The sequence below is a fragment of the Saltatorellus ferox genome, assembly GCA_007751475.1.
Classification (GTDB): Bacteria; Planctomycetota; UBA1135; order UBA1135.
Genome location: CP036434.1, coordinates 1,841,141 through 1,860,421 on the forward strand (window position 1 = coordinate 1,841,141; position 19,281 = coordinate 1,860,421).

The following is a 19,281-nucleotide window of genomic DNA, read 5'->3' on the forward strand; positions in this document are numbered from 1 at the left end:
GCCGTGGCAACGCCAACGGTTGAGCTGGATGCCCCCTCGAAGGCACAGGCCGATCGAGAAGCCGAGCCACCTGAAGCGCTCGCGCCGATCACGACGGCTCCGCCGACCGTCCGCGTCGAGGCTCCGGTGGTCCAGGCCCCGGCGGCGCCAACGACCGTCGACTCTGCTGGGGGGCTCACGGCGGCGGAGCTTGCGAGCGTACTCGAGGCACTGGGCCCGGACTGGGTGACCGAGATCCCGGACAACGCCGAGGCCACCGGACCGACGGTAGGAAACCTCCCGCACGGCGAATGGAAGCTGCACTACTCGCACAAGGGACAGACGGACACGGGCCAGTATCTGCTCGGCGCTCGCTCTGGCGAGTGGATCGTGCGCGACGCCCGAGGCAACGAGCTACAGAAGCGCACTTACGTGGCTGGAAAGATTCAGGGCAGCTATCAGTTCAGGGATTCGGCCGCCGATCAGTGGATGACGCTCGAGTACGTCGACGGAGAGCCCGCGACGAAGTAGCCAAGGGCGATACCGAACCGCGTTCGACTCCGCCACTCCGCCAGGTTCGCATTGGCTCCGTGATGAAGTTCGCGGCGATCGCTCAGAACCGTGCGTTCACGACCGGCAGCCAGCGAAGCCACCTGGGATTGTCCGCGACGTGGTTCAGCAGGCCGATCTGTACTCCATTCAGTTCGGCCGCATGGTTGAAGAGGCCAACGGAGAGGCCGGTCTGCTTGCCGCTGATGCCGTTGAAGGCGCCGAACGCGAGTCCGGTCATGTCGTGTGCGCGGGTCATCAAGAGCGCGCCTGCGATGCCATGGATCTGGTTGGCCTGCACGCGATAGCCGGCGAGCATCAGGCCGTTCGCGACCGTGTCGTGCTCGAGGTTGGGAGGACCGTCGAGGCTGAAGTCGAGATCGCTGTTCCTGCCCACGGGCCCCCTTAAGTCGGATGAGGTCGAACGTGTCCACGGCGACGTGATCAAGCGTATCCGTCGCGTGCTGGAGCGCTATGGTCTGGATCCGATTGCGCTCGGCCTTCCGCCGCGCGCAGGCGACGAGGCACCGTGTGAGTTCGCGGATTCGAGTGAGCATGAGCAGCAGCTTCTCGACTTTGGCGACGCGCGTGATGATGCGTTCTTTCCAGCCCAGAAGGCGGCCTCGGTGAAGTCGCTGGTGCCCTTCGGCCCAGGTGCTGGGCAGCCGCTCAAACGCCTCATCGACCCTGATCTTTCCAGGGCATTCCAGTCGTCGGGTTGGGGGAGTCAGTACGTGCCGCCTCCCCTGGTGATGAACGCAGGTGGGTTCTCGTTGCACGCAGCGACGCTGATCCGCAAGGGCCAGCGGGCGCAGCTGGAGAAGCTCTGCCGCTATGTGACGAGGCCCGCCATCAGTCTCGAGCGCTTCGAGGTGCGTCCCGATGGGATGGTCTCGTGGCTGCTACGCAAGCTATGGAAAGATGGGACCAAGGGATTCGTCATGACGCCCTACCAGTTCCTCGCGCGGCTGGCGGCGATCGTGCCGCATCCGCGTGAGCGCCAGCTGACGTATCAGGGGGTGCTTGCACCTGCTTCGCCATTGCGCGATCAGAAGTGGTCGCAGAATTCGGAGCCAGCCGCAGGACGTGGATAAGTTAGGAGGGTAGGGTCGCTGGCACCCACCCATGACGAAACGACAGCGCAGAACCCACAGCCCCGAGTTCAAGGCCCGCGTGGCCCTGGAGGCCCTGAAGGGCATCAAGCCGATCCATGAGATCGCCTCCGCCAACGAGATCCATCCGGTCCAGGTCTCGCAGTGGAAGAAGGAGCTCCAGGAGAAGATGTCCGAGATCTTCGAACGAAAGAACGCCTCCGACCAGGGGGCGAAGGAAGACGAGATCCGGATCGAGCAGCTCGAGAGGAAGGTCGGCCAACTCGTGATCGAGCGAGACTGGCTCGCAAAAAAGTCCAAGGAGCTGGGGATCGACTGATGAGGAAGCAGCTCATCGATCACTGTCATCCTCAGCTCAGTCTGCGTCGCCAATCTTGCTTGCTGGACGTCAATCGAAACCGGCTCTCATCGGATCCGTCGAAGTTCTCCACAGAGGATCTTGAGATCTGTGCGGAGATCGATCGTATCCACATGAATCGACCGTACTACGGCACCAGACGAATGGTGCATGAGTTGGTGGGGCGAGGGTTCACGGTCGGCCGTGGACGGACACGTCGCTTGATGCGCCGAATGCGGCTCAGGACGATCTACCCGAGGCCACGCACTTCCATCAAATCGCTCGAGAACAAGGTCTATCCGTACCTTCTGCGGGATCTAGACATTTGCCGCCCCAACCAGGTCTGGTGTTCCGATATCACGTACATCCCGATGAAGCGGGGCTTCGCGTACCTCGTCGTGATCATGGATTGGTACAGCCGGGCCGTGCTGAGCTGGAGGATCTCGAACACCCTGGACACGGCCTTCTGCGTCGAGGCATTCGAGGAGGCGCGCCAAGTGGCCGGGACTTGGCCAGAGATCATGAACACCGACCAAGGCTGTCAGTACACGAGCGCTGCCTGGACCGACCCACTCAAGAAAGCGGACGTCCAGATCAGCATGGACGGCAAGCGGCGCTGGATCGACAACGTGATGGTCGAGCGCCTCTGGCGGAGTCTCAAGTACGAGGACATCTACCTCCACGAGTACGTCGACCTTGTCGCTCTAGGCACTGGAGTCGGTGAGTGGATCACCTTCTACAACCACGAGCGGCCGCACCAGTCTCATGACAACCAGACGCCCTGGTCAGTCTGGTCCGGCAGCACCTCAGCTGCGGCCGCATAGATCGTGGCGGTACTCGCCGCCCACCCCGACCGACACTCCCTACATCACCCCACAGACCCACAACCCAGCAAGACCAGCGTCACCCCACTCGCCTAACTAAACCAGGGCCGGCCCCTGGCTCCGCTACCCCGACCATCTCTATCAGGTCGTGCCGCGGCCGGTGGTTCGGAAGGAGCCGAAGGATGTCGACGTCGCCGATGAAGACGTCTCGATGGGTTTGGGGGAGCCACCGAAGAGTCAGAGGTATATTTGCTGGGCGGATCTTCTGAAGAGAGTTTTCGGAGAAGACGTTTTGAGATGTCCGCGCTGCCGCGGGCGTCGGCACATGATCTCCGTGATCACAGATCGGGAGACAGCGCGGAAGGTGTTGGAGGGGGTGAGAGCGGCGGCGAGGAGATCATCCGGTTCATTGGGTGGGGGAGACCCGTCATCGCCAGGGCCGAGCCGCTCACCACCAGCAGAGTCCGAAGTCCGAATGCCGATGCCGCTTCGGCAAGGGCGGCTGGACTTCGGGAAGTAGTGCGCAGGAGAGCGGCGCGCGGGCCATCGGGCTCGGTGAAATGAGATCAGCCAGCATTCTCGGGGAGGGTGCTGGCTGAAGGTCGTGGTGAAGCGAACCGGTGGTGCCGTTCGGAGAGGGGGAAATCGGGCGAGTTCGGCTCAGCGAAGAGCCCGATGGCCGCTCGGGCGTTCCCGCGTGGCCCGCGAGGATGGGGTGAGCGAAGAATCGGGCCTCGGGCTACGGTGACTGGGGTGTCGAAACCCCGCTTGGAAGTCCTATCCGTCGTCGCTGGATCGGTGATCACTGAGATCATGTGCCGACGCCCCTTGCAGCGCGGGCAACTTAGAACATCCTCTCCAAAAACCCGACGGAGCCAGTCTGCCCAGCGAATATAGCTCCGCCCCTCCGCTGGCACGCTTGAACTCGCCATGGCGTCTTTGCCATCAGCATCGGCCTCAGCATCGGCGCCATTCACCTCCTTCCGAACCACAGGGCGCGGCACCACCTGGTCCCGCAATGGACTCGCCGGCGCGAGGATCCCCTGATACGTCAGCCCATGCTCACGCGGATGCGGAATGAGTGACGCCAGCCGCGCCAGGAGCTGGTAGGGAGTCATGACGAACCCGCGAGTCCCATCACGCCTTGCCCTGGGAAGCGTCCAAAGGATCATGCCATCGTCCCGTACCTCCAATCGCTTCAGACTCAACGCTGGCCTCGTGACGCAGCGGCAGAGCTTCTCCAGCAGCTCGCGCTGGCCTCTTCGGACAAGTGTCGCTGCGTGCAGTGAGAAGCCACCGGAGTTCACCACCAAGGGCGGCGGTACGTACTGGCGGCCCCAGCCCGATGACTGAGCAGCACGTGCGAGATCCGGATCTATGAGACGCTTGATCTGCTGACCCGCGTCCGGCCCGAACGGAATCATCGACTGCACAGATGCAGCCTTGAGGCCCGGAAAGAAGTCTCCCTCGCGCGCGTCGCCGAAGTCCAGCTCCATATGAAGCGCACGATCGCCGGCGAGGAGCCGAGCGGAATCAGCCCCACCACCTACCAGCAGTTCGGCGTACCGATGCTGCTCGCAACGGAGGACCTCGACGCGGCCTCCCTCGACGCGCTCGCCCAAATGGCCCTCGCAAACTGGCCCGAGACCGGCGATCACGGCGCTCTACCTGGAGTTCTGAGGATTCAGGCTCGCCGTCAGCGTCGTCTCGCCCACGAGGCGCCCGCCGTCGAAGCGGAAGTCGTCCTGCGTGAGCGTGAGGTCGACGTGCCCTTTGGACTGCACCAGCACCTCGAAGGGGAAGCCCCGCGGGAACGTCTCGCTGAGAACGAACTCCGGCGCCGGATCGGGTGCCTTGCGGCCCACCATCGTGCCGAGGCCGACGTGGTGCGAGGTCATCTGGGCGAAGTAGTCGCCCGCCGCCGAGCCGTCCGGCTGGCGAAGCCGAAGCACGACAGGAACGTACTGCACGAGGTCGCGGACGACGAACGCGCCTCGCTCGAACTCGTGGGGCGGCGTCGCCTCACGGAGCGGCGGCGTGACCGGGTGATCCGTGCTGGTCCTGAATTCAAGGCGATGCGCGACGGAGGGCAGGCGCGGGAAGTGAAAGGAGCCCACCCAGGCGCTCGACTCGTCCTGCCGCCAGTCGACCTCTACCCAGTGGGGCGTGAGGTGAATGACGCCGTCGTACGCTGGTGCGACGGCCACGGCCGAAACGCGCACCTGCTGGTGGTACTGGCCTGAATCGCTCGTCACAGCTCCCGCGAGGATCCCGGAAGGGCCGCTGGCGGGATCGTCCAGGTACAAAAGATCGATGATGCGCTGGCCGACCGTCGTGCCGTACTGCTCGCGAATGACGTCGGCGTCCTGCTCGACGAGCGGCGCAAACTCGAGCCGCAGGGGGAGCTCGTGGAGATGGGGGACGACATTCGCATCGGCGCTCGCGACCAAAACGTCGAGCTCCTGGAAGTGAACCGCGCGCAGGACTCGCCCCGCCACCGGGTCGTCGACGCGCTGCCGCGACCACGGATACCCATCGATGGACGGCGGGGATGCGCCGGCGTGGAAGGTAGGGGGGGCCTCGAACACGAACGGTCGCGCATCCTCGGATACGTGAAGCAGCTCCTCGTCGAGGCCCTTGCGATTGGGCGCGGACGGCGACACCGAGAAGAAGCGTTCCGGGTCGCCCGCGTGGCAAAGGACGAGCATGAAATCATCCGACGGGAGCGGAACCCCTGCGCACTCGATCGGCACCCAGCGCGTCTCCGCCATGCTCCAGCGGTCAGGCGCGTCCGGATCTCCGGTGTGCCGGAGCCCTTCCTTGCGGAAGACCAGACCCCGGCTCACCTGGGGCCGATCGATCACGTACGTGCGCGTCCGACCCGGTCGATCGAGCTTGCTGAGTCGACGTCGCTGGGACAGGTCCAGGACGGCGAGCGACACCGGGCCGGTCAGGAGCGCTTCGTCCGTCACGAGCCGCCCCTTCTCGTCGGTCTCGGCGATGAGGGAGATCCCGTTCGAGTCCACGACCTCGCAGATGGCATCGGCGAGCGGCAGGTTCGTGTTCTCGTCGAACACGATCACGTTCGGCCTGGCGAGCGCCGCCGGGTCGAAGTTCAGCTCTCTGTCGTCGAATGTGTCCGTGGTCTCACCGGCGGCTTCGGATCGCGCCGAAACTGGCGAGTTCGATCCTTCCGGCTCAACCAGTTCCGTGGGAGGATCGCTGGAAAGGCCGCTGCCCGGGCTCTCCACCTCGAGGGGGAGGGCCGACGCTGCGCTCGGAGCGACGGTGGGCCGGTTCCAAAGGAGCAGCATCGTCGCGAGCGCGGCGACCATCGCGACGGGGAAGAGCCAGCGAGTCATGGGGTCGATCCTCGCATGGCGCATGCCCACGTACCACCCAGGACCCAAACGGATAAGACTTCCAAGCGGGGTGTCGCCACAGGCAGCACGGTAGCTTGAGGACCGACTTTGCGCAACCGCTCCCCCACCAAGCGGACTGCATCGCTCCCACGTTCACCCCGCCCTTCACAGCGCTGAGCGTGCCTGGGTTTCACCCCTCAGGATGGCGTCGGAGGTTCGTCTCACCACGACCTCTAGCCAACACCCTCTTGGGACTTAACGTACATCAACACTCCCTCTACTTGGATGGAGTCTACGTCACGCGCGGCCCTTTCGATCCGCCCGTGTTCCTGCCCACGGGCCCCCTCAAGTCGGATGAGGTCGAACGTGTCCACGGCGACGTGATCAAGCGTATTCGTCGCGTGCTGGAGCGCTATGGTCTGGATCCGATTGCGCTCGGCCTTCCGCCGCGCGCAGGCGACGAGGCACCTGCTGAGTTCGCGGATTCGAGTGAGCATGAGCAGCAGCTCCTCGACTATGGCGACGCGGGTGATGATGCGTTCTTTCCAGCCCTGAAGGCGGCCTCGGTGAAGTCGCTGGTGCCCTTCGGCCCAGGTGCTGGGCAGCCGCTCAAACGCCTCATCGACCCTGATCTTTCCAGGGCATTCCAGTCGTCGGGTTGGGGGAGTCAGTACGTGCCGCCTCCACTGGTGATGAACGCAGGTGGGTTCTCGTTGCACGCAGCGACGCTGATCCGCAAGGGCCAGCGGGCGCAGCTGGAGAAGCTCTGCCGCTATGTGACGAGGCCCGCCATCAGTCTCGAGCGCTTCGAGGTGCGTCCCGATGGGATGGTCTCGTGGCTGCTACGCAAGCCATGGAAAGATGGAACCAAGGGATTCGTCATGACGCCCTACCAGTTCCTCGCGCGGCTGGCGGCGATCGTGCCGCATCCGCGTGAGCACCAGCTGACGTATCAGGGCGTGCTTGCACCTGCTTCGCCATTGCGTGAACAGGTCGTGCCGCGGCCGGTGGTTCGGAAGGAGCCGAAGGATGTCGACGTCGCCGATGAAGACGTCTCGATGGGTTTGGGGGAGCCACCGAAGAGTCAGAGATCTATTTGCTGGGTGGCCCGCGAGGATGGGGTGAGCGAAGAATCGGGCCTCGGGCTACGGTGACTGGGGTGTTGAGACCCCGCTTGGAAGTCCTATCCCTACCCGATAGCACTCGGTTCACCATGACGACCAGATTGGATCTTCTACGGAAATCGCTGCGGGGATGGAGCGCCCGCTTCGCGCTGCAGGAAGACGGGCCCGATGGGGGTCCGCGCCCTACCCCAGATCCTCGTCATGATTGCTTCGCTACTTCTGCTGGCTGCGCCGTTCTGCCCCCAGGTCATCCATGCCCGCACGCCGGCGGGTCCGGCGCGGCCCGGCCTTGCCCAGCCCTACCTGCCCTCCGGGCCCTACGGAGCGGACACGTTCGGCTATACCGATCCCCACCCGCCCGAGTTCCACCCGCTGGGGGACGATCAGTTCACGGCCGTTCGCCTGGAGGAGGTGGTTCTCATCACGAACTCCTCCCAGGACATGACGCAGGTGCGCCGCGACGACGTTCTCGCCGGCGGCGGGGCTAGCGGCAGAATGCCCGGTCTGCCGAGCCTCAGCGACGTGGACGGTGCAGCCATGGGCGACCTGCGCGGAGACGGGCGGCGTCTCATCGTGACGGTGGGCTTCATCAACGCTCAGGGCCCACGGCGCCTCCGGGTCCTCGAGCAGGACTCCGCTGGCAGGTACAACGAGATTCGGAACGAGCGGCTTCCCACGTACCGGGACATCGACATCGAATGCGCCGATGTGGACGGGGACGGCCGGGACGAGATCGTATGCGCCGTCTTCGAGTCGAACAGCTCGCGCCGTCACGAGGTGTGGATCGTCGATGACCTGCTCGACGGGCCGTGGGCGACGGCGTCCACGATGCCCCTTCTCGATCGGCGCGTCCTCGGGACCGGCGGCACGTCCGAGGTCGCCAAGGTCAACATCGCAGAGCTCGACGGCGATGCTGCGCCCGAGATTTTCGTCACCGTATCGGAAGGAAACTCCCGGGTGGACTGCTACGCCATGGATGACCTCCAGGCGAATCTCGGCGAGATCGCGAGCGGTAGCGTCTCGATGAGCTATCCCGCGGAGTTCATGCGCGCTACCTCGGTGGACAGCGACGGAGACGGAGTCGACGAGCTCGCGATTGCGGGGAGAGACATCCTCAAGGTGGTCAGGATCGCCGGTACGAGCTTTTCGAGCGTGGGCTCCATTTCCCTGGGATCGCCCGGAATGAGCCCGTCCGTGGCGACCCAGCCCGTCGGATGGGACCGGAATGGCTCGGGTCGCGAGGAGATCGCGTTCATGCGAATCACCCGGACCGATGTGGGCACGCCCTGGTCCCCCGCCGAAGCCGACACGGTCGAGATCGAGTCCTGGGCGCGGCAGGGATCGAGCTCGTGGTCGATGACGGTCTCGGACGTGGTGCTTCAGCCATCGTTCGGGGGCTTGGCACAGACGGTCCGCGTCGTCGACCTGGTGGGCCTGGAAGACGACAACGACGGCCGAAACGAGCTGCGGGGAGCCGTCGCCATGGAGGGGGCGGGCGGATCAGACCTCTGGGAGTTCCGCGTCGACGGAGACGAGGTGCGAGATCTGGACGACCGTTCGTTGGTAGGCGGGGGCGAGGACCTCTTCCTGGTGGCTGGGGATGACGATGGCGAGACGATCGAAGTGCGCTGGACCGGCAGGAAAGAGCTGAACGTCACGGCGCCGCTGCCCATCGTCGTGATGGAGGCCGTCCCCACGAAGGCGGGCGCGCAGCAGAACTACGGCCTGAGTGGATCCACGTTCTCCTCCGGCAGCTCGACGAGCACCTCCTACGCCACGACGTCCGCCCTGAGCATCGGCATGACGGGAGGATTCTCGGTGCCCAACCTCTTCGGCTTGCTCGACCTGGAAGCCAAGTCCACCATCACGGGCACCGTGGCCACGACCACAGGAACCACCGAGATCGTGCGCACCTTCACGACCTACGGGTCATCCCACGACGTGCACTCGATCGTGTTCCAGGGCACGCTTCAGCACAGCTACCTCTACGAGGTGCTGCGCGCCGCAGATCCTGCCGCCATCGGGTCGATCATGGCCCTCAACGTGCCCGTGGCCACGAACGAGTGGAAGTGGACCCTCGACGCCTACAACGCAGCCTTCCTGAATCAGCGCATCGACCCCGCCGTCGTGTTCGCACACTCAGGCGGGAGTACCGTGATCGGGGACCCCACGTCCTATCCGAGCCGCAGCGAGCTCGAGGGCTACGTGACCGGGGCGACCCCCCTGCATACCGGCTGGGTGGGCGGCTCCAGCACGGTGGGCGAGGGCTTCGCCTTCAACGGCTTCGGCCTTTCGCTGGGGAGCATCGCTACCACCAGCAGCGAGCGCACCCTGAGCATCGAAGTGGGGGTCACGTTCGAGGCAGCGGGGACGATCCTCGGCGCGTCCGCGGGAGTGTCCTCGTCCGACATCTACACGGTGGAAACCTCCAGCACGACCGAGTACGAGGCCAACATCGGAGACCTCACGCCGCAGGACTACGCGGACTGGAACTACACCGCGGGCATGGTGGTCTATCAGGACCGTACCACGGGATTCTACCCCTTCCAGGTGATCCGCTACTGGACGGATCCGACGGGGGTCGCCTACCCCTGAGCGGACAGCAGAGGACCGAGCCCGATCACGATCGCGGCCCTCGAGGACGCGCTCCCCAGGGGATCCTCGCTGGCTGTGACCGAACTCGGTTCGAGCGGCGGCTCGGGTGCTGACAAGGCGCTCGGTATCTCCTTGCCCTCGCAGGCAGAGTCGATGGCGCGCGCTTGGCGTATCTCTTCCAGTGTCGGCACTGCGGCGAGACAGGGGACTGGGAGCCCCCCCCGGCGCTGACCCCGGTCGCGCTGGGCTTCAGGAATGATTGAATCGAATCGACTCCAGTCCGTAGGCTCCTCCCATGACCTGGAAACCCAGCAACGCAGAACTCGCCGCGGTCTGGCTGGCCACGCAAGACCTGGTCCGACGCGGCAAGCTCCAGTTCAATCCATCGCGCCAGCACGGCTCGAAGATTCCTGCCTCTGCCCGCGACCTCGTGAACGAAACGAACCAACGAGGCCTCGATCTCATGCGCGAAGGAAGCTGTGTCTATCCACCCACCCACGTGCTGGATCTCCTCGCGACGGAGCGGGGCGTCGATCGCTCTTCCCTCTTCTCCGACGCCGAGATCGAAGCGGAGCTCGCCGAAATCGCGCGCGTGGATGCCCTCATCGCCGAGGCGTCCGCGAACGATCGCCCCCTGGCCGAGGCCGCCCTTCGATCCGTGATGGGCGCCAAGGATCGCTGGAGACCGCTCCTGGAAGCAGGGATCGCCTTCGCCCTCGTTCTTCCGTCGCTGGCCTTCGTGCTCGTCCTCCTCGAACGCTATCGGGCCCACGCCAGGATCCTCCTGGGCGTGCTCCTTCTGGGGTTTGGCCTGACGGCACTGGAGCTCTTCCGCGGAGTGCTCAACCCTGCGCGATTCTTCCGAAGTGCCGAGGTCCTTCGGGCGGCGAAGGGGCTCTCTCGTCCCTCGAAACGAGGCGTCGTCTACCACGTCGCGCTCGACGTCGCTTTCTTCTTCGCTCTGTTCGTGGCCACCGCTGCCGCCTACGACGCGGTAGATCCGACGGCCTTCCTCACGGAGGGGCGAGCCCCCGGGGTGATCGGCTGGCTCCTCTATGGACTGGACAATCTGGTTCGTACCGTGGGCCTCGACGTGGCCGAGGTGTTCGGCTTGAGCATCTCACCGATCACCCATGCCGACGCGTTCTTGCCGCAATCGCTCGTCTTCTCGTTCCGAACGCTATTCAGCGTCTTCGGGATCGCGCTGATCGTCGAAGCGGCCAAGCGCTACGGAAGCCGCTGAATCGAGTCGCCAGGATGATGTCCGTCGAGGTTGGCTGGTTCGGATCTCCCACCAGGCCCGGCAGGATGATGGTGGCGACCCCGTCGCTGCGGGCACAAGGCTCGCTTCCGTGGCGACGAGGAAGTACCCGACGCTCGCGGCAGGGGCGTCGGCGTAGCCAAGCGAGGGAATCAGGGGCCCGTACATGACCTGAGCCTGCACCGCGCGTCCGTTTTCCGGGCTCCCCGCCGGACCAGCGGGACCAGAGGGATCAGAACGACGCTCGGATCCCCAGCACGATCGAGCGTCCAGGCGCGTCGAAGCCCGAGCCGTGGACCCGGTAGTTCTTGTCCAGGAGGTTCCCCAGCGTCGCGCTCCACTGCACGCCGCTCGCCAGCTGGCCGGAGACGTTGAACGAGACCACCGCCCAGCCGTCGGTTCCCGTGGGGTCGATGCGCGGGTCGGTGACGTCGTCGGGGTTGAGCTGGCGCTGGGCCGTCGCCCAGTCGAGCCACAGTCCCGCATGGTCGATGCGGCGCGGGCCGCCGGCGTCGTCCCAGCGCACTCCGATGCGCCCGTGCAGCGGCGGGATGCGGCGCACCTCCACTCCGTCGAGCGGCATCTCGCCCGTCATCGGGTCGGGCGTGTCGTCGTACTGTCGGCCGCGGACCCAGCTCGCCACCGTCTCCAGGGAGTACTCGCTGCGGGCGCCACCGAGGGCCGTGCGCCCCGAGCCCTCGACGCCCCAGAGGCGGACTTCCCCTGCGTTCGAGCGCAGGTAGACCTCGTCCCCCGAAATGGCCGGATCCCCGACGTCGATCAGGCGGCGGCCGATGTAGTCGTCGATGGAGGTCCAGAAGACGGCCAGTGCGCCGCTCCACGAGGCTCGTCGAACCTCCGCGCCGACCTCGCCCATCAGGCTGCGCGCGGGATCGAGGTCGGGGTTCGCCAGCTCGATCCCGTTCGAGAAATCGCCGTCGTTGGCGAGGTCTTCGAGGTTCGGCGCCTGGAAGCCCTGGGCGAGGGTCGCGGTCAGGGTGACCTCGTCGGAGAGATCGTGCGCGGCCTCCAGGCTCGCGGTCAGCGCGTCGAAGCTGCCCGTCTCCCGGCCTCCGGACGCGTTGTCGAAGCCGAAGTCGAAATAGGAGTAGCGCAGACCCGCCGTGAAGTAGGTGGGGGCGAAGGTGGAGATCTCGTCCTGGACGAAAGCCCCGAAGGAGTCGTAGCGCGCACCGGGTGCAAAGTCGCCAGCCGCGGTGACCGTCGCGCCCGTGCCGGTGTTCGTTCGCTGGTTGAACGAGTCGACGCTGTCATGGTCCGCGTCGAAGCCGAAGGTGAGGAAGTGGTTCTCGCCCAGGGACTTCGTGAGGTCGAGGCCGAGGCCGAGGGTGTCGACGGTCGTCTCGCCCGAGACGAAGGTCGAGGACCCGGTGCGCTGGCGATCGCGCTGCTCCTTGTAGCGGCGAGCGGAAAGCCGGACCTGCAAGCGGTCCGCCAGGCTCCCCACGTTCTCGTGGTCGTAGGTGACGACCGCCATGTCCCGCTCCTGGAGAGCGAAGTCGTAGGTCTGGAAGCTGGGCTCCGTCTGACCGAAGCCGGCGACCACCTGGAAGGTGCGCGGCACGTCGTGGTCGCGATGGACGGCGGTCATCACGCGCAGCGAACGGTCCTCGCCGAGCGCCAGGTCCAGCGAACCGAACGCCGAGTCCGAGCGGTAGCCCGTCTGCTCCTGGGTATCGCCGCCGCCCGCTCTCAGGTCGTTCCAGTTCGCGCCGCCCACGATGCCGAGCAGCCCGAGCGTCTCGGTCGCACCGGAGACATCGATGGCGCCGCGTCCACCGGAGGTCGCCGAATCGAACTTTGCCTCGACACCCGCATGGAACTCGGCGTCACCGCCCATCTCACCCGTCCCGGCGGGCGCGCGCCGCTTCGTCCAGATCGCCACCACTCCGCCGATGGCGTCCGATCCATAGAGGACCGAGCGCGAGCCGCGGATGATCTCGACGCGATCCACGATCGCGGGCTCGATCGTGTTCAGGCTCTGGTTCGGCCCGAAGCGCGTCGCCGAGTTGTTCACGCGTACGCCGTCGAGCAGGATCAGGATCTGGTTCCCGAGGAGTCCGCGGATCACCGGCGCGCCCCCGCCGAGGTTCGACTCCTGCATCCAGACGCCGCTCGCTTGCCCGATCGCGCGCGGAAGCGAGCGCTCGCCCGTGGCCTGCAGCTCCTCACCCGTCACGACCGTCACCTTGGCGCCGCTCGTCGTGATGGGCAGTTGAGACCGCGGAGCCGTCACGATCATCTCGGGCAGCGTGACGGGAACGTCCGACTGGGGCGGCAGGGGGAACGGAAACAGCATGGAGTCGGACGGGGGGGGCGTGGGGTAAGCAGGCGCTCCGGCCATGGTACGCCGCGGCCCCGTCCCGACGCCCGCCCTCAGTCTGTCTCGATTCCGTAGCGTCGGATCTTGTTGTACAGGGTCTTGATCGAGATCCCGAGGGCCGCCGCCGTCGCCGCGCGCGCTCCGGAGCAGGTCTCGAGCGCCTGGATGATGGCGAACCGCTCCAGGGCTTCGAGGTCGAGGGTCGGCAGGCCCCCCGAGGCCACGTCCTCGACACGGCCCATGGCACGCGTCACGAACTTCTCCACGTCCTGGCTCCGGATGACCTCGCCATCGCTGAAGGTCATCAGGCGGACCGCAGCGTTCTCCAGCTCTCGCACGTTGCCCGGCCATTCGTGTGCCTGGAGCGCGAGGATCGCGGCGTCCTCGATCCGGACAGGCGTCCTCTGATCGATCGGGAGGGAGCGCTCGAGAAACGTCTGAAGGAGTTCGGGGAGATCCTCGATGCGCTCGCGGAGCGGGGGCACGCGGACCAGGAGCGTCGCGAGGCGGTAGTAGAGGTCTTCCCTGAACGTACCCCTCGCCTGTTCGGCCTCGAGGTCGCGGTTCGTCGCCGCGAGCACGCGGCAATCCACTTCGCGCGTGGAGTTGGAGCCCACGGGGCGGATCTCCCCGAACTGGATCGCCCGAAGTAGAACCGGCTGAACGGCGAGGGGGAGTTCTCCCACCTCGTCCAGGAAGAGCGTACCGCCGTGCGCCGCCTCGAAGAGCCCGATGCTGGGCCTGTCCGCGCCCGTGAAGGCGCCGCGCTCGTGCCCGAAGAGCTCGCTCTCCACCAGGGACTCCGGGATCGCGCCGCAGTTCACGACCACGAAAGGCCGGCCCGCCCGGGGTCCCGATTCGTGGATGGTGCGCGCCACGAGTTCTTTCCCCGTGCCGTTCTCGCCCTGGATGAGCACGGTCGCCTCGGTCTGCGCCACCCTGGTGATCGTCCTCCGAAGCTCCGCCGTCGCGGGCGCGCTCCCCAGGAGCCCACGCATTCCCGCGCCGAAACCCATCAGCGTCTGGAGCCGCTGATTCTCGGCCTCGAGGCGCCGGAACTTCAGCGCGCGCGCCAGCGTCTGTTCCAGTACGTCCAGCCCGATCGGCTTCTGCAGGAAGTCGAAGGCCCCGAGCCGCATCGCTGCCACCGCTTCGGACACGCCCCCGTTGCCGGTCAGGACGATCGCCTGCACGCCCTGGCCCGCCGCGATCAGCGTCTCGACGACCTCCAGTCCGCCCATCCCCGGCAGGCGCAGGTCGACGAGCGCGAGGTCCGGTGTCGCCGAGGCGTTGAGCTCGGCCGCCTGCTCGCCGCTCGCCGCGCCCACCACGTGATAGCCAAACGACTCGATCTCGCGCGTGAGGACCCCGCGGTAGATCTCGTCGTCTTCTACGAAAAGGAGCTTCGGTTTCAAGTGACCGGGGTGAACTGCTTGGGGAAGTCGAGGGTGAACGTGGTGCCCTTGCCCAGGGCGCTTTCCACGCGAATGTGACCGTTGCGGGAAGCGGTGAGTGCGGAGACGAGCGCGAGACCGAGTCCAGTTCCCTCGCCGGGCGCCTTCGTGGTGTAGAACGGAGTGAAGATCTGTTCGCTGACCTCGGGCTCCATGCCCCGACCCCGGTCGATGACGCGGAAGTGCACGCGTCCCACGGCGCCCTCGGCGGTCAGCTCGATGCGCCCCCCGTCCGGGGTCGCGTCGCGCGCGTTCAGTACGAGGTTGACGAAGATCTGGACCAGCTCGCCGAGGTTGCCTTCGAGGGCGAGCCTGGGATCGTCGTTCTCCGTGACCAGCTCGATCTTGCGGGACCGGAGCGCGTGCGCCGTGCTCTTCTGAACCTGCTGAAACAGGTGGTCGACGGTGATCCACTGCGCGTCCGAGGCTTCCTGGCGTGAGAGCGCCAGCAGGCGATTGATGATGTCGCGTGCGCGAGTGGCCTCGCCGCAGATGACCTGGAGGTAGTCGAGCTGCGTCGCCTCGCAGGCATCGCCCTTCCGCACCCGTCGCTCCAGTCCCTCGGCGCTGGAAAGGATGGACCCGAGGGGCGTGTTGATCTCGTGGGCGACGCCAGCCGCGAATACCCCCAGGTCCGCCATCCGCGCGGCGCGAACGAACTCCTGCGTGCGGTCCTCGATCTCCGTTTCCAGCTGCCGTTGCGTATTGGAGAGGCTGGAAGCCATCGAGTTCATCGCGCCGGCGAGCACCCCGATCTCGTCGTGGTTCTTCACCTGAACGCGGTGGTCGAGCTGCCCCTCGCCAAACTTCTCCGCGCTGATCCGAAGCTCGACGAGCGGCTGGACGACGGTGCGGTAGACGAGGTAGACGCTCCCGAGGAGAAGGGTCAGCGCCAGGGAAACCGTCCAGGCCAGGACCACCATGGTGGTCCTGGCGCGGTGCTCGAGGTTCTCTTCTGCGTGAGCCGCTTCCTCCAGCGTCTCCTCCGTGAGCAGCGTGGTGCGTTCGGTCACGTCGTCGAGAAGAGTCAGCAGGTCGTAGTCGGTGGTGGGCCGGGCGTAGGGGCCCACGGCGGCCGCGAGCGTGGCGAGGTCCGCGAGCAGTTCTTTCGCCACCTGCTCTTCGTCACTCTGGTGGTCGGGCCGCGAGGGATCGTCGTCCTGCTCCAGGAACGTCTTGAGGTCGCGCGTGGCTTCCTCGCAGAGGAAGCGATAGCGCACCTGCACCTGGGCCGGCATCTCGCCATCGATGTGCCCCTTGAGGATCGCGCTCAGGCTGTCCACCTCGCTCCTGATGCGCGCCACGATCACTCTTTCGCGACCTTCTTCGAGGAACCGATCGGCGTCGGTGCGCATGCCCGCGATCTCGACGTACACGACGGAGGCGACGCCGAGGAACAGCGCGGCGACGACGAGGTAGATGCCTGCGAGGCGACGACCGAGCCGCGTGGAGTTGTAGAGGAGGCTCAGCATGGGGAAAGGGGCGCGGGACCCGGAGCGGATGGACGGAGAGTACCCACGGGGCCCGGTCGAACCATCACGCGTCGGCTTGAATCAGCTCGCGGCGCCGGAGAGCGCTCCGCCAGACGGAGGGTCGAAGGAGGTCGATCGGCTGGACGTAGTCGCCCGTCCAGGCGACGATGAGATTCGTCAGCCCGGGGCGCCTGGAGAAGGACCTGAGGACCGACTCGATGACCCGCGGACTCCGGATGCCCTTCTGGAGCAGCCGAGCCATCGCGTAGCGCGGGCCGAACTCGCGGCGGCGCGCGCGCTCGTAGCCGCGGAGCGCGCGCGCCTCGTGCTGTGGGTTCTCCAGGGCCATGTGGACGGCCTCGGCGAGGAGCGCTGCGCCGCGCATCGCAAAGAACAGGCCTTCGCCGGTCAGCGGGTCCACGAATCCGCAGGCGTCGCCGACGAGGGCCACGCCCGGAGCCGTGCGCCGCGTCGTGCGCGTCGCGAGCGGCCCGCAGACCTCGATCTTGCCTTCGAGCGTCGCCCCGGCGAGCCGCTGCGCGAGGACCGGCGCCGCCTGGACGTGCTCGTCGAAGAATCGCGGCAGGTTGGCGGCGCCGCCCGGGATCGCGCCCCGGTTCACCACGAGGTTGATGGTGAACAATCCGTCGTCGATGGGGGCGGCGGCGAAGTAGGCTCCGTCCAGGAAATGGACTTCCGCCTCCGCCTGGCGCTCGACGCCGCGGAAGCGAGCGACCGCCGCCCAGCGGTCCAGCTTCGGGTCGGCCGAGGACCAGCCCATGCCCTGGGCGACGCGGCTCCGGAGGCCGTCCGCGCCGATCACGAACCGGGAGCGGAACTCACGGGCACCGTGCTGGGGGTCACGCAGCCGTAGGCCGTGGACGCGCCCGGCTTCATCGAAGGTCGGCCCGGAGACGCTCCAGCCTTCGAACACATCGATGTTCTCGTGGGCCTTCGCGGCCTCGACCGTGAGGGTGTCGAGGACCTCCCTGCGGAGCGCCACCCCGAAGCCGGAGGGGAGCCGCAGCTCCCCGATTCGGGTGTAGTTGCCGCGGGCGGCCTGGCCGAAGCCGTGGAGGCGCATGCCGCTCACGCGGCTGGCTCCGTGGTCAAGAACGGTCTCCTTGAGGCCGATTTCGTCCAGGAGCGGCAGGCACTCAGGGCTCATGAACTCGCCGCACGGCTTCTTTCTCGGGAACGTCCGCTTATCGAAGATGGCGACCCGGTAGCCCCTCTTCGCCAGTCGGAGAGCCGTATGCGTGCCGCCCGGGCCCGCTCCAGCGATGAGGACGTCGTAGTCGTAAGTGCGTTGGATCATAGATTGGGTGCCTTTCGACCCCCGACGCTCGCGAAGGCCATGCGAGTCGCCAGTATCAAGTCCTGTGCCAGGGGGCCGATGGCCTGTCCCCGGGGCCGTCCCGGGGTCATGGGTCGCTGGCGGGGACTACGGGACGTCCCGCGATGACCGACGACCGGCAAATCTGACCGATGGTCATGGCCGAACGATGCGATCGCGCTCGCTCATCCTGTCCCCGCGGCGGTCTTGTGGTTGGCGCGGCGTTTGCAAGTGATAGCGCGGCGCGGCAGCAGCGATCCTCGCATCGCTCCCGACGTCTCTCCGAACGAATCGATATGAGCAAGCTTCTGAAAATCGTGGGCGCGTTCGCGCTCTTCGCCTGGACCGCGGGCGGCATCGCCGCCTGGGTCGCCACCAAGGACCATGTGCAGGTGACGCTGGCGGAAGGCAAGGCCGAGCCCGGCGCGCTGGATCCGGTCGCGCTGCTGTCGGACCAGGTTTCGACGCTGCAGTCGGACCTGCGGGGCCTCGCCAGCGCGCTCTCCGAGAACATGGGGCTGATGGCCCAGGGCATGGAGGGTCGGAGCGACGAGCAGGCGCAGGCGCTGGAGGCCCTGCGTGCGGAGGTCGCGCTGGTTCGTGCCGAGTCCAGCGCGGCCGCGCTGCCCGCGGCGGCCATGGCGGCCCAGGACCTGGGGCCGATCACGGAGCGCCTCGCGCGCGTCGAGCAGCTGATGGAGCGCGTGCTGACGACGTCGGCGGACGCGGCGGAGCGGTCGCGGCTCGCGGAGGAGTTCGCGGAGGCCGAGGCCGGGAGGCTGGCGAAGGAGGCACAGGCGAAGATCGAAGCCGCGGAGGCCCAGGCAGCGCTGAGTCTCGCCCGGGAACAGGCAGTGGAGGAGGCGACGGCGCAGGCCGAGGCGGCCGCGCAGGCCTTGCTCGGGTCGACGGATACGGCCGCTCCTGCCGCCAGGAAGAAGGGCGGCTTCCTCTCCTTCAAGCTTCCGTCCGACGACTTCACCTTCGACAAGCGCCAGCGCTTCACCGTGCTCGGGAACCTCTCGCGCGTCGGCTTCGACGCGAAGAGCACGCTCCACGACTTCAGCGGCGTCAGCCAGTCCATCAGCGGCCAGTTCGACGTGAACCTCGCGCAGCCCGGGTCGGGGATCGAGGGCGAGCTCAAGGTGGAGTCGAAGTCGCTCGACACGGCGCTGGCCGGGCGGGACGAGGCCATGCACGACTTGATGGAGGCCGACGTCTACCCGACGATCGACTTCGTCCCGACATCGTTCCAGGCCGACACGGTGAACGCAGCGGAGCAGAAGGTGACGGGCAAGGTCTCCGGCAAGATGACGATCCACGGGATCGAGAAGCCGGTGGTCATGACCGTGACGGGCACGATCGACGAGAGCCGCAGGCTCGTGCTGGAGGGGGAGACGACCCTCGTCATGTCGGACTTCGAGGTGAAGCCGCCGAGCAAGCTCGGCATGATCAGCGTCGAGGACGACATCAGGCTTTGGATTGCGCTGCGTGCGCGCGCTTCCGACGTTCCGGCCACGACCGGGAACTGA

At 66.7% G+C, this 19,281-nt stretch carries 15 protein-coding genes; 8 read left to right on the forward strand and 7 right to left on the reverse strand.

Going from position 1 to position 19,281, the window contains the following annotated elements:
- The first annotated feature begins 3 nt into the window (after positions 1 to 3).
- Entirely contained in the window at positions 4 to 510 is a 507-nt protein-coding gene (locus tag Poly30_RS06685) for a toxin-antitoxin system YwqK family antitoxin (RefSeq protein WP_419191049.1), read from the forward strand.
- 82 nt (positions 511 to 592) lie between these two features.
- Here Poly30_RS06685 and Poly30_RS06690 read toward each other — a convergent pair whose 3' ends face one another.
- Positions 593 to 925 carry a hypothetical protein gene (locus Poly30_RS06690; RefSeq protein WP_145195543.1) on the reverse strand — a complete coding sequence of 111 codons (333 nt, stop codon included), beginning with the start codon at positions 923 to 925 and terminating at the stop codon, positions 593 to 595.
- Between the two features lie 43 nt (positions 926 to 968).
- Here Poly30_RS06690 and Poly30_RS06695 point away from each other — a divergent pair, with 43 nt between their 5' ends.
- Genes Poly30_RS06695 through Poly30_RS06705 form a run of 3 tightly spaced genes read left to right on the forward strand, consistent with a single transcriptional unit; the run spans position 969 to position 2,801 of the window.
- Positions 969 to 1,622 carry a transposase gene (locus tag Poly30_RS06695; protein WP_419191050.1) on the forward strand — a complete coding sequence of 218 codons (654 nt, stop codon included), beginning with the start codon at positions 969 to 971 and terminating at the stop codon, positions 1,620 to 1,622.
- 31 nt (positions 1,623 to 1,653) lie between these two features.
- The gene (locus Poly30_RS06700; protein ID WP_145195548.1) at positions 1,654 to 1,959 is read left to right on the forward strand and encodes a transposase; all 306 of its coding nucleotides are present in this window, start codon (positions 1,654 to 1,656) and stop codon (positions 1,957 to 1,959) included.
- Entirely contained in the window at positions 1,959 to 2,801 is an 843-nt protein-coding gene (locus Poly30_RS06705; RefSeq protein ID WP_145195550.1) for an IS3 family transposase, read from the forward strand. The genes Poly30_RS06700 and Poly30_RS06705 overlap by 1 nt, the downstream gene beginning before the upstream one ends.
- Positions 2,802 to 3,367: 566 nt before the next feature.
- On the opposite strand, the gene Poly30_RS06710 is transcribed toward Poly30_RS06705, so the two are convergent.
- The gene (locus Poly30_RS06710) at positions 3,368 to 4,297 is read right to left on the reverse strand and encodes a transposase (RefSeq protein ID WP_419191403.1); all 930 of its coding nucleotides are present in this window, start codon (positions 4,295 to 4,297) and stop codon (positions 3,368 to 3,370) included.
- 168 nt (positions 4,298 to 4,465) lie between these two features.
- Positions 4,466 to 6,163, reverse strand: coding sequence for a hypothetical protein (locus Poly30_RS06715; RefSeq protein ID WP_145195554.1), 1,698 nt, complete (start codon positions 6,161 to 6,163; stop codon positions 4,466 to 4,468).
- Between the two features lie 179 nt (positions 6,164 to 6,342).
- Between Poly30_RS06715 and Poly30_RS06720 the strand changes: the two genes are divergently transcribed.
- The 3 genes from Poly30_RS06720 (at position 6,343) to Poly30_RS06730 (ending at position 11,125) form a co-directional block, all read left to right on the forward strand.
- Entirely contained in the window at positions 6,343 to 7,317 is a 975-nt protein-coding gene (locus Poly30_RS06720) for a transposase (RefSeq protein ID WP_419191404.1), read from the forward strand.
- A 171-nt stretch (positions 7,318 to 7,488) separates the two neighbouring features.
- Positions 7,489 to 9,882, forward strand: coding sequence for a hypothetical protein (locus Poly30_RS06725; RefSeq protein WP_145195558.1), 2,394 nt, complete (start codon positions 7,489 to 7,491; stop codon positions 9,880 to 9,882).
- A gap of 295 nt (positions 9,883 to 10,177) precedes the next feature.
- Positions 10,178 to 11,125: a hypothetical protein gene (locus tag Poly30_RS06730; protein ID WP_145195560.1), complete on the forward strand. Its 948-nt coding sequence runs from the start codon at positions 10,178 to 10,180 to the stop codon at positions 11,123 to 11,125.
- A 250-nt stretch (positions 11,126 to 11,375) separates the two neighbouring features.
- On the opposite strand, the gene Poly30_RS06735 is transcribed toward Poly30_RS06730, so the two are convergent.
- The 4 genes from Poly30_RS06735 to Poly30_RS06750 all read right to left on the reverse strand — a co-directional run bounded on the left by Poly30_RS06735 (position 11,376) and on the right by Poly30_RS06750 (position 17,731).
- Positions 11,376 to 13,463: a TonB-dependent receptor gene (locus Poly30_RS06735; protein ID WP_419191051.1), complete on the reverse strand. Its 2,088-nt coding sequence runs from the start codon at positions 13,461 to 13,463 to the stop codon at positions 11,376 to 11,378.
- Between the two features lie 77 nt (positions 13,464 to 13,540).
- Positions 13,541 to 14,902 (reverse strand): sigma-54-dependent transcriptional regulator, encoded by a 1,362-nt coding sequence (locus tag Poly30_RS06740; RefSeq protein ID WP_145195564.1) that lies wholly within the window; start codon positions 14,900 to 14,902, stop codon positions 13,541 to 13,543.
- On the reverse strand, positions 14,899 to 16,413 hold the full coding sequence (locus tag Poly30_RS06745) for a sensor histidine kinase (RefSeq protein ID WP_145195566.1): 1,515 nt from the start codon (positions 16,411 to 16,413) through the stop codon (positions 14,899 to 14,901). Before Poly30_RS06745 ends, Poly30_RS06740 begins: the two co-directional genes overlap by 4 nt.
- A 64-nt stretch (positions 16,414 to 16,477) precedes the next feature.
- The gene (locus Poly30_RS06750) at positions 16,478 to 17,731 is read right to left on the reverse strand and encodes an NAD(P)/FAD-dependent oxidoreductase (protein WP_145195568.1); all 1,254 of its coding nucleotides are present in this window, start codon (positions 17,729 to 17,731) and stop codon (positions 16,478 to 16,480) included.
- 314 nt (positions 17,732 to 18,045) lie between these two features.
- Here Poly30_RS06750 and Poly30_RS06755 point away from each other — a divergent pair, with 314 nt between their 5' ends.
- Entirely contained in the window at positions 18,046 to 19,281 is a 1,236-nt protein-coding gene (locus tag Poly30_RS06755; protein WP_145195570.1) for a YceI family protein, read from the forward strand.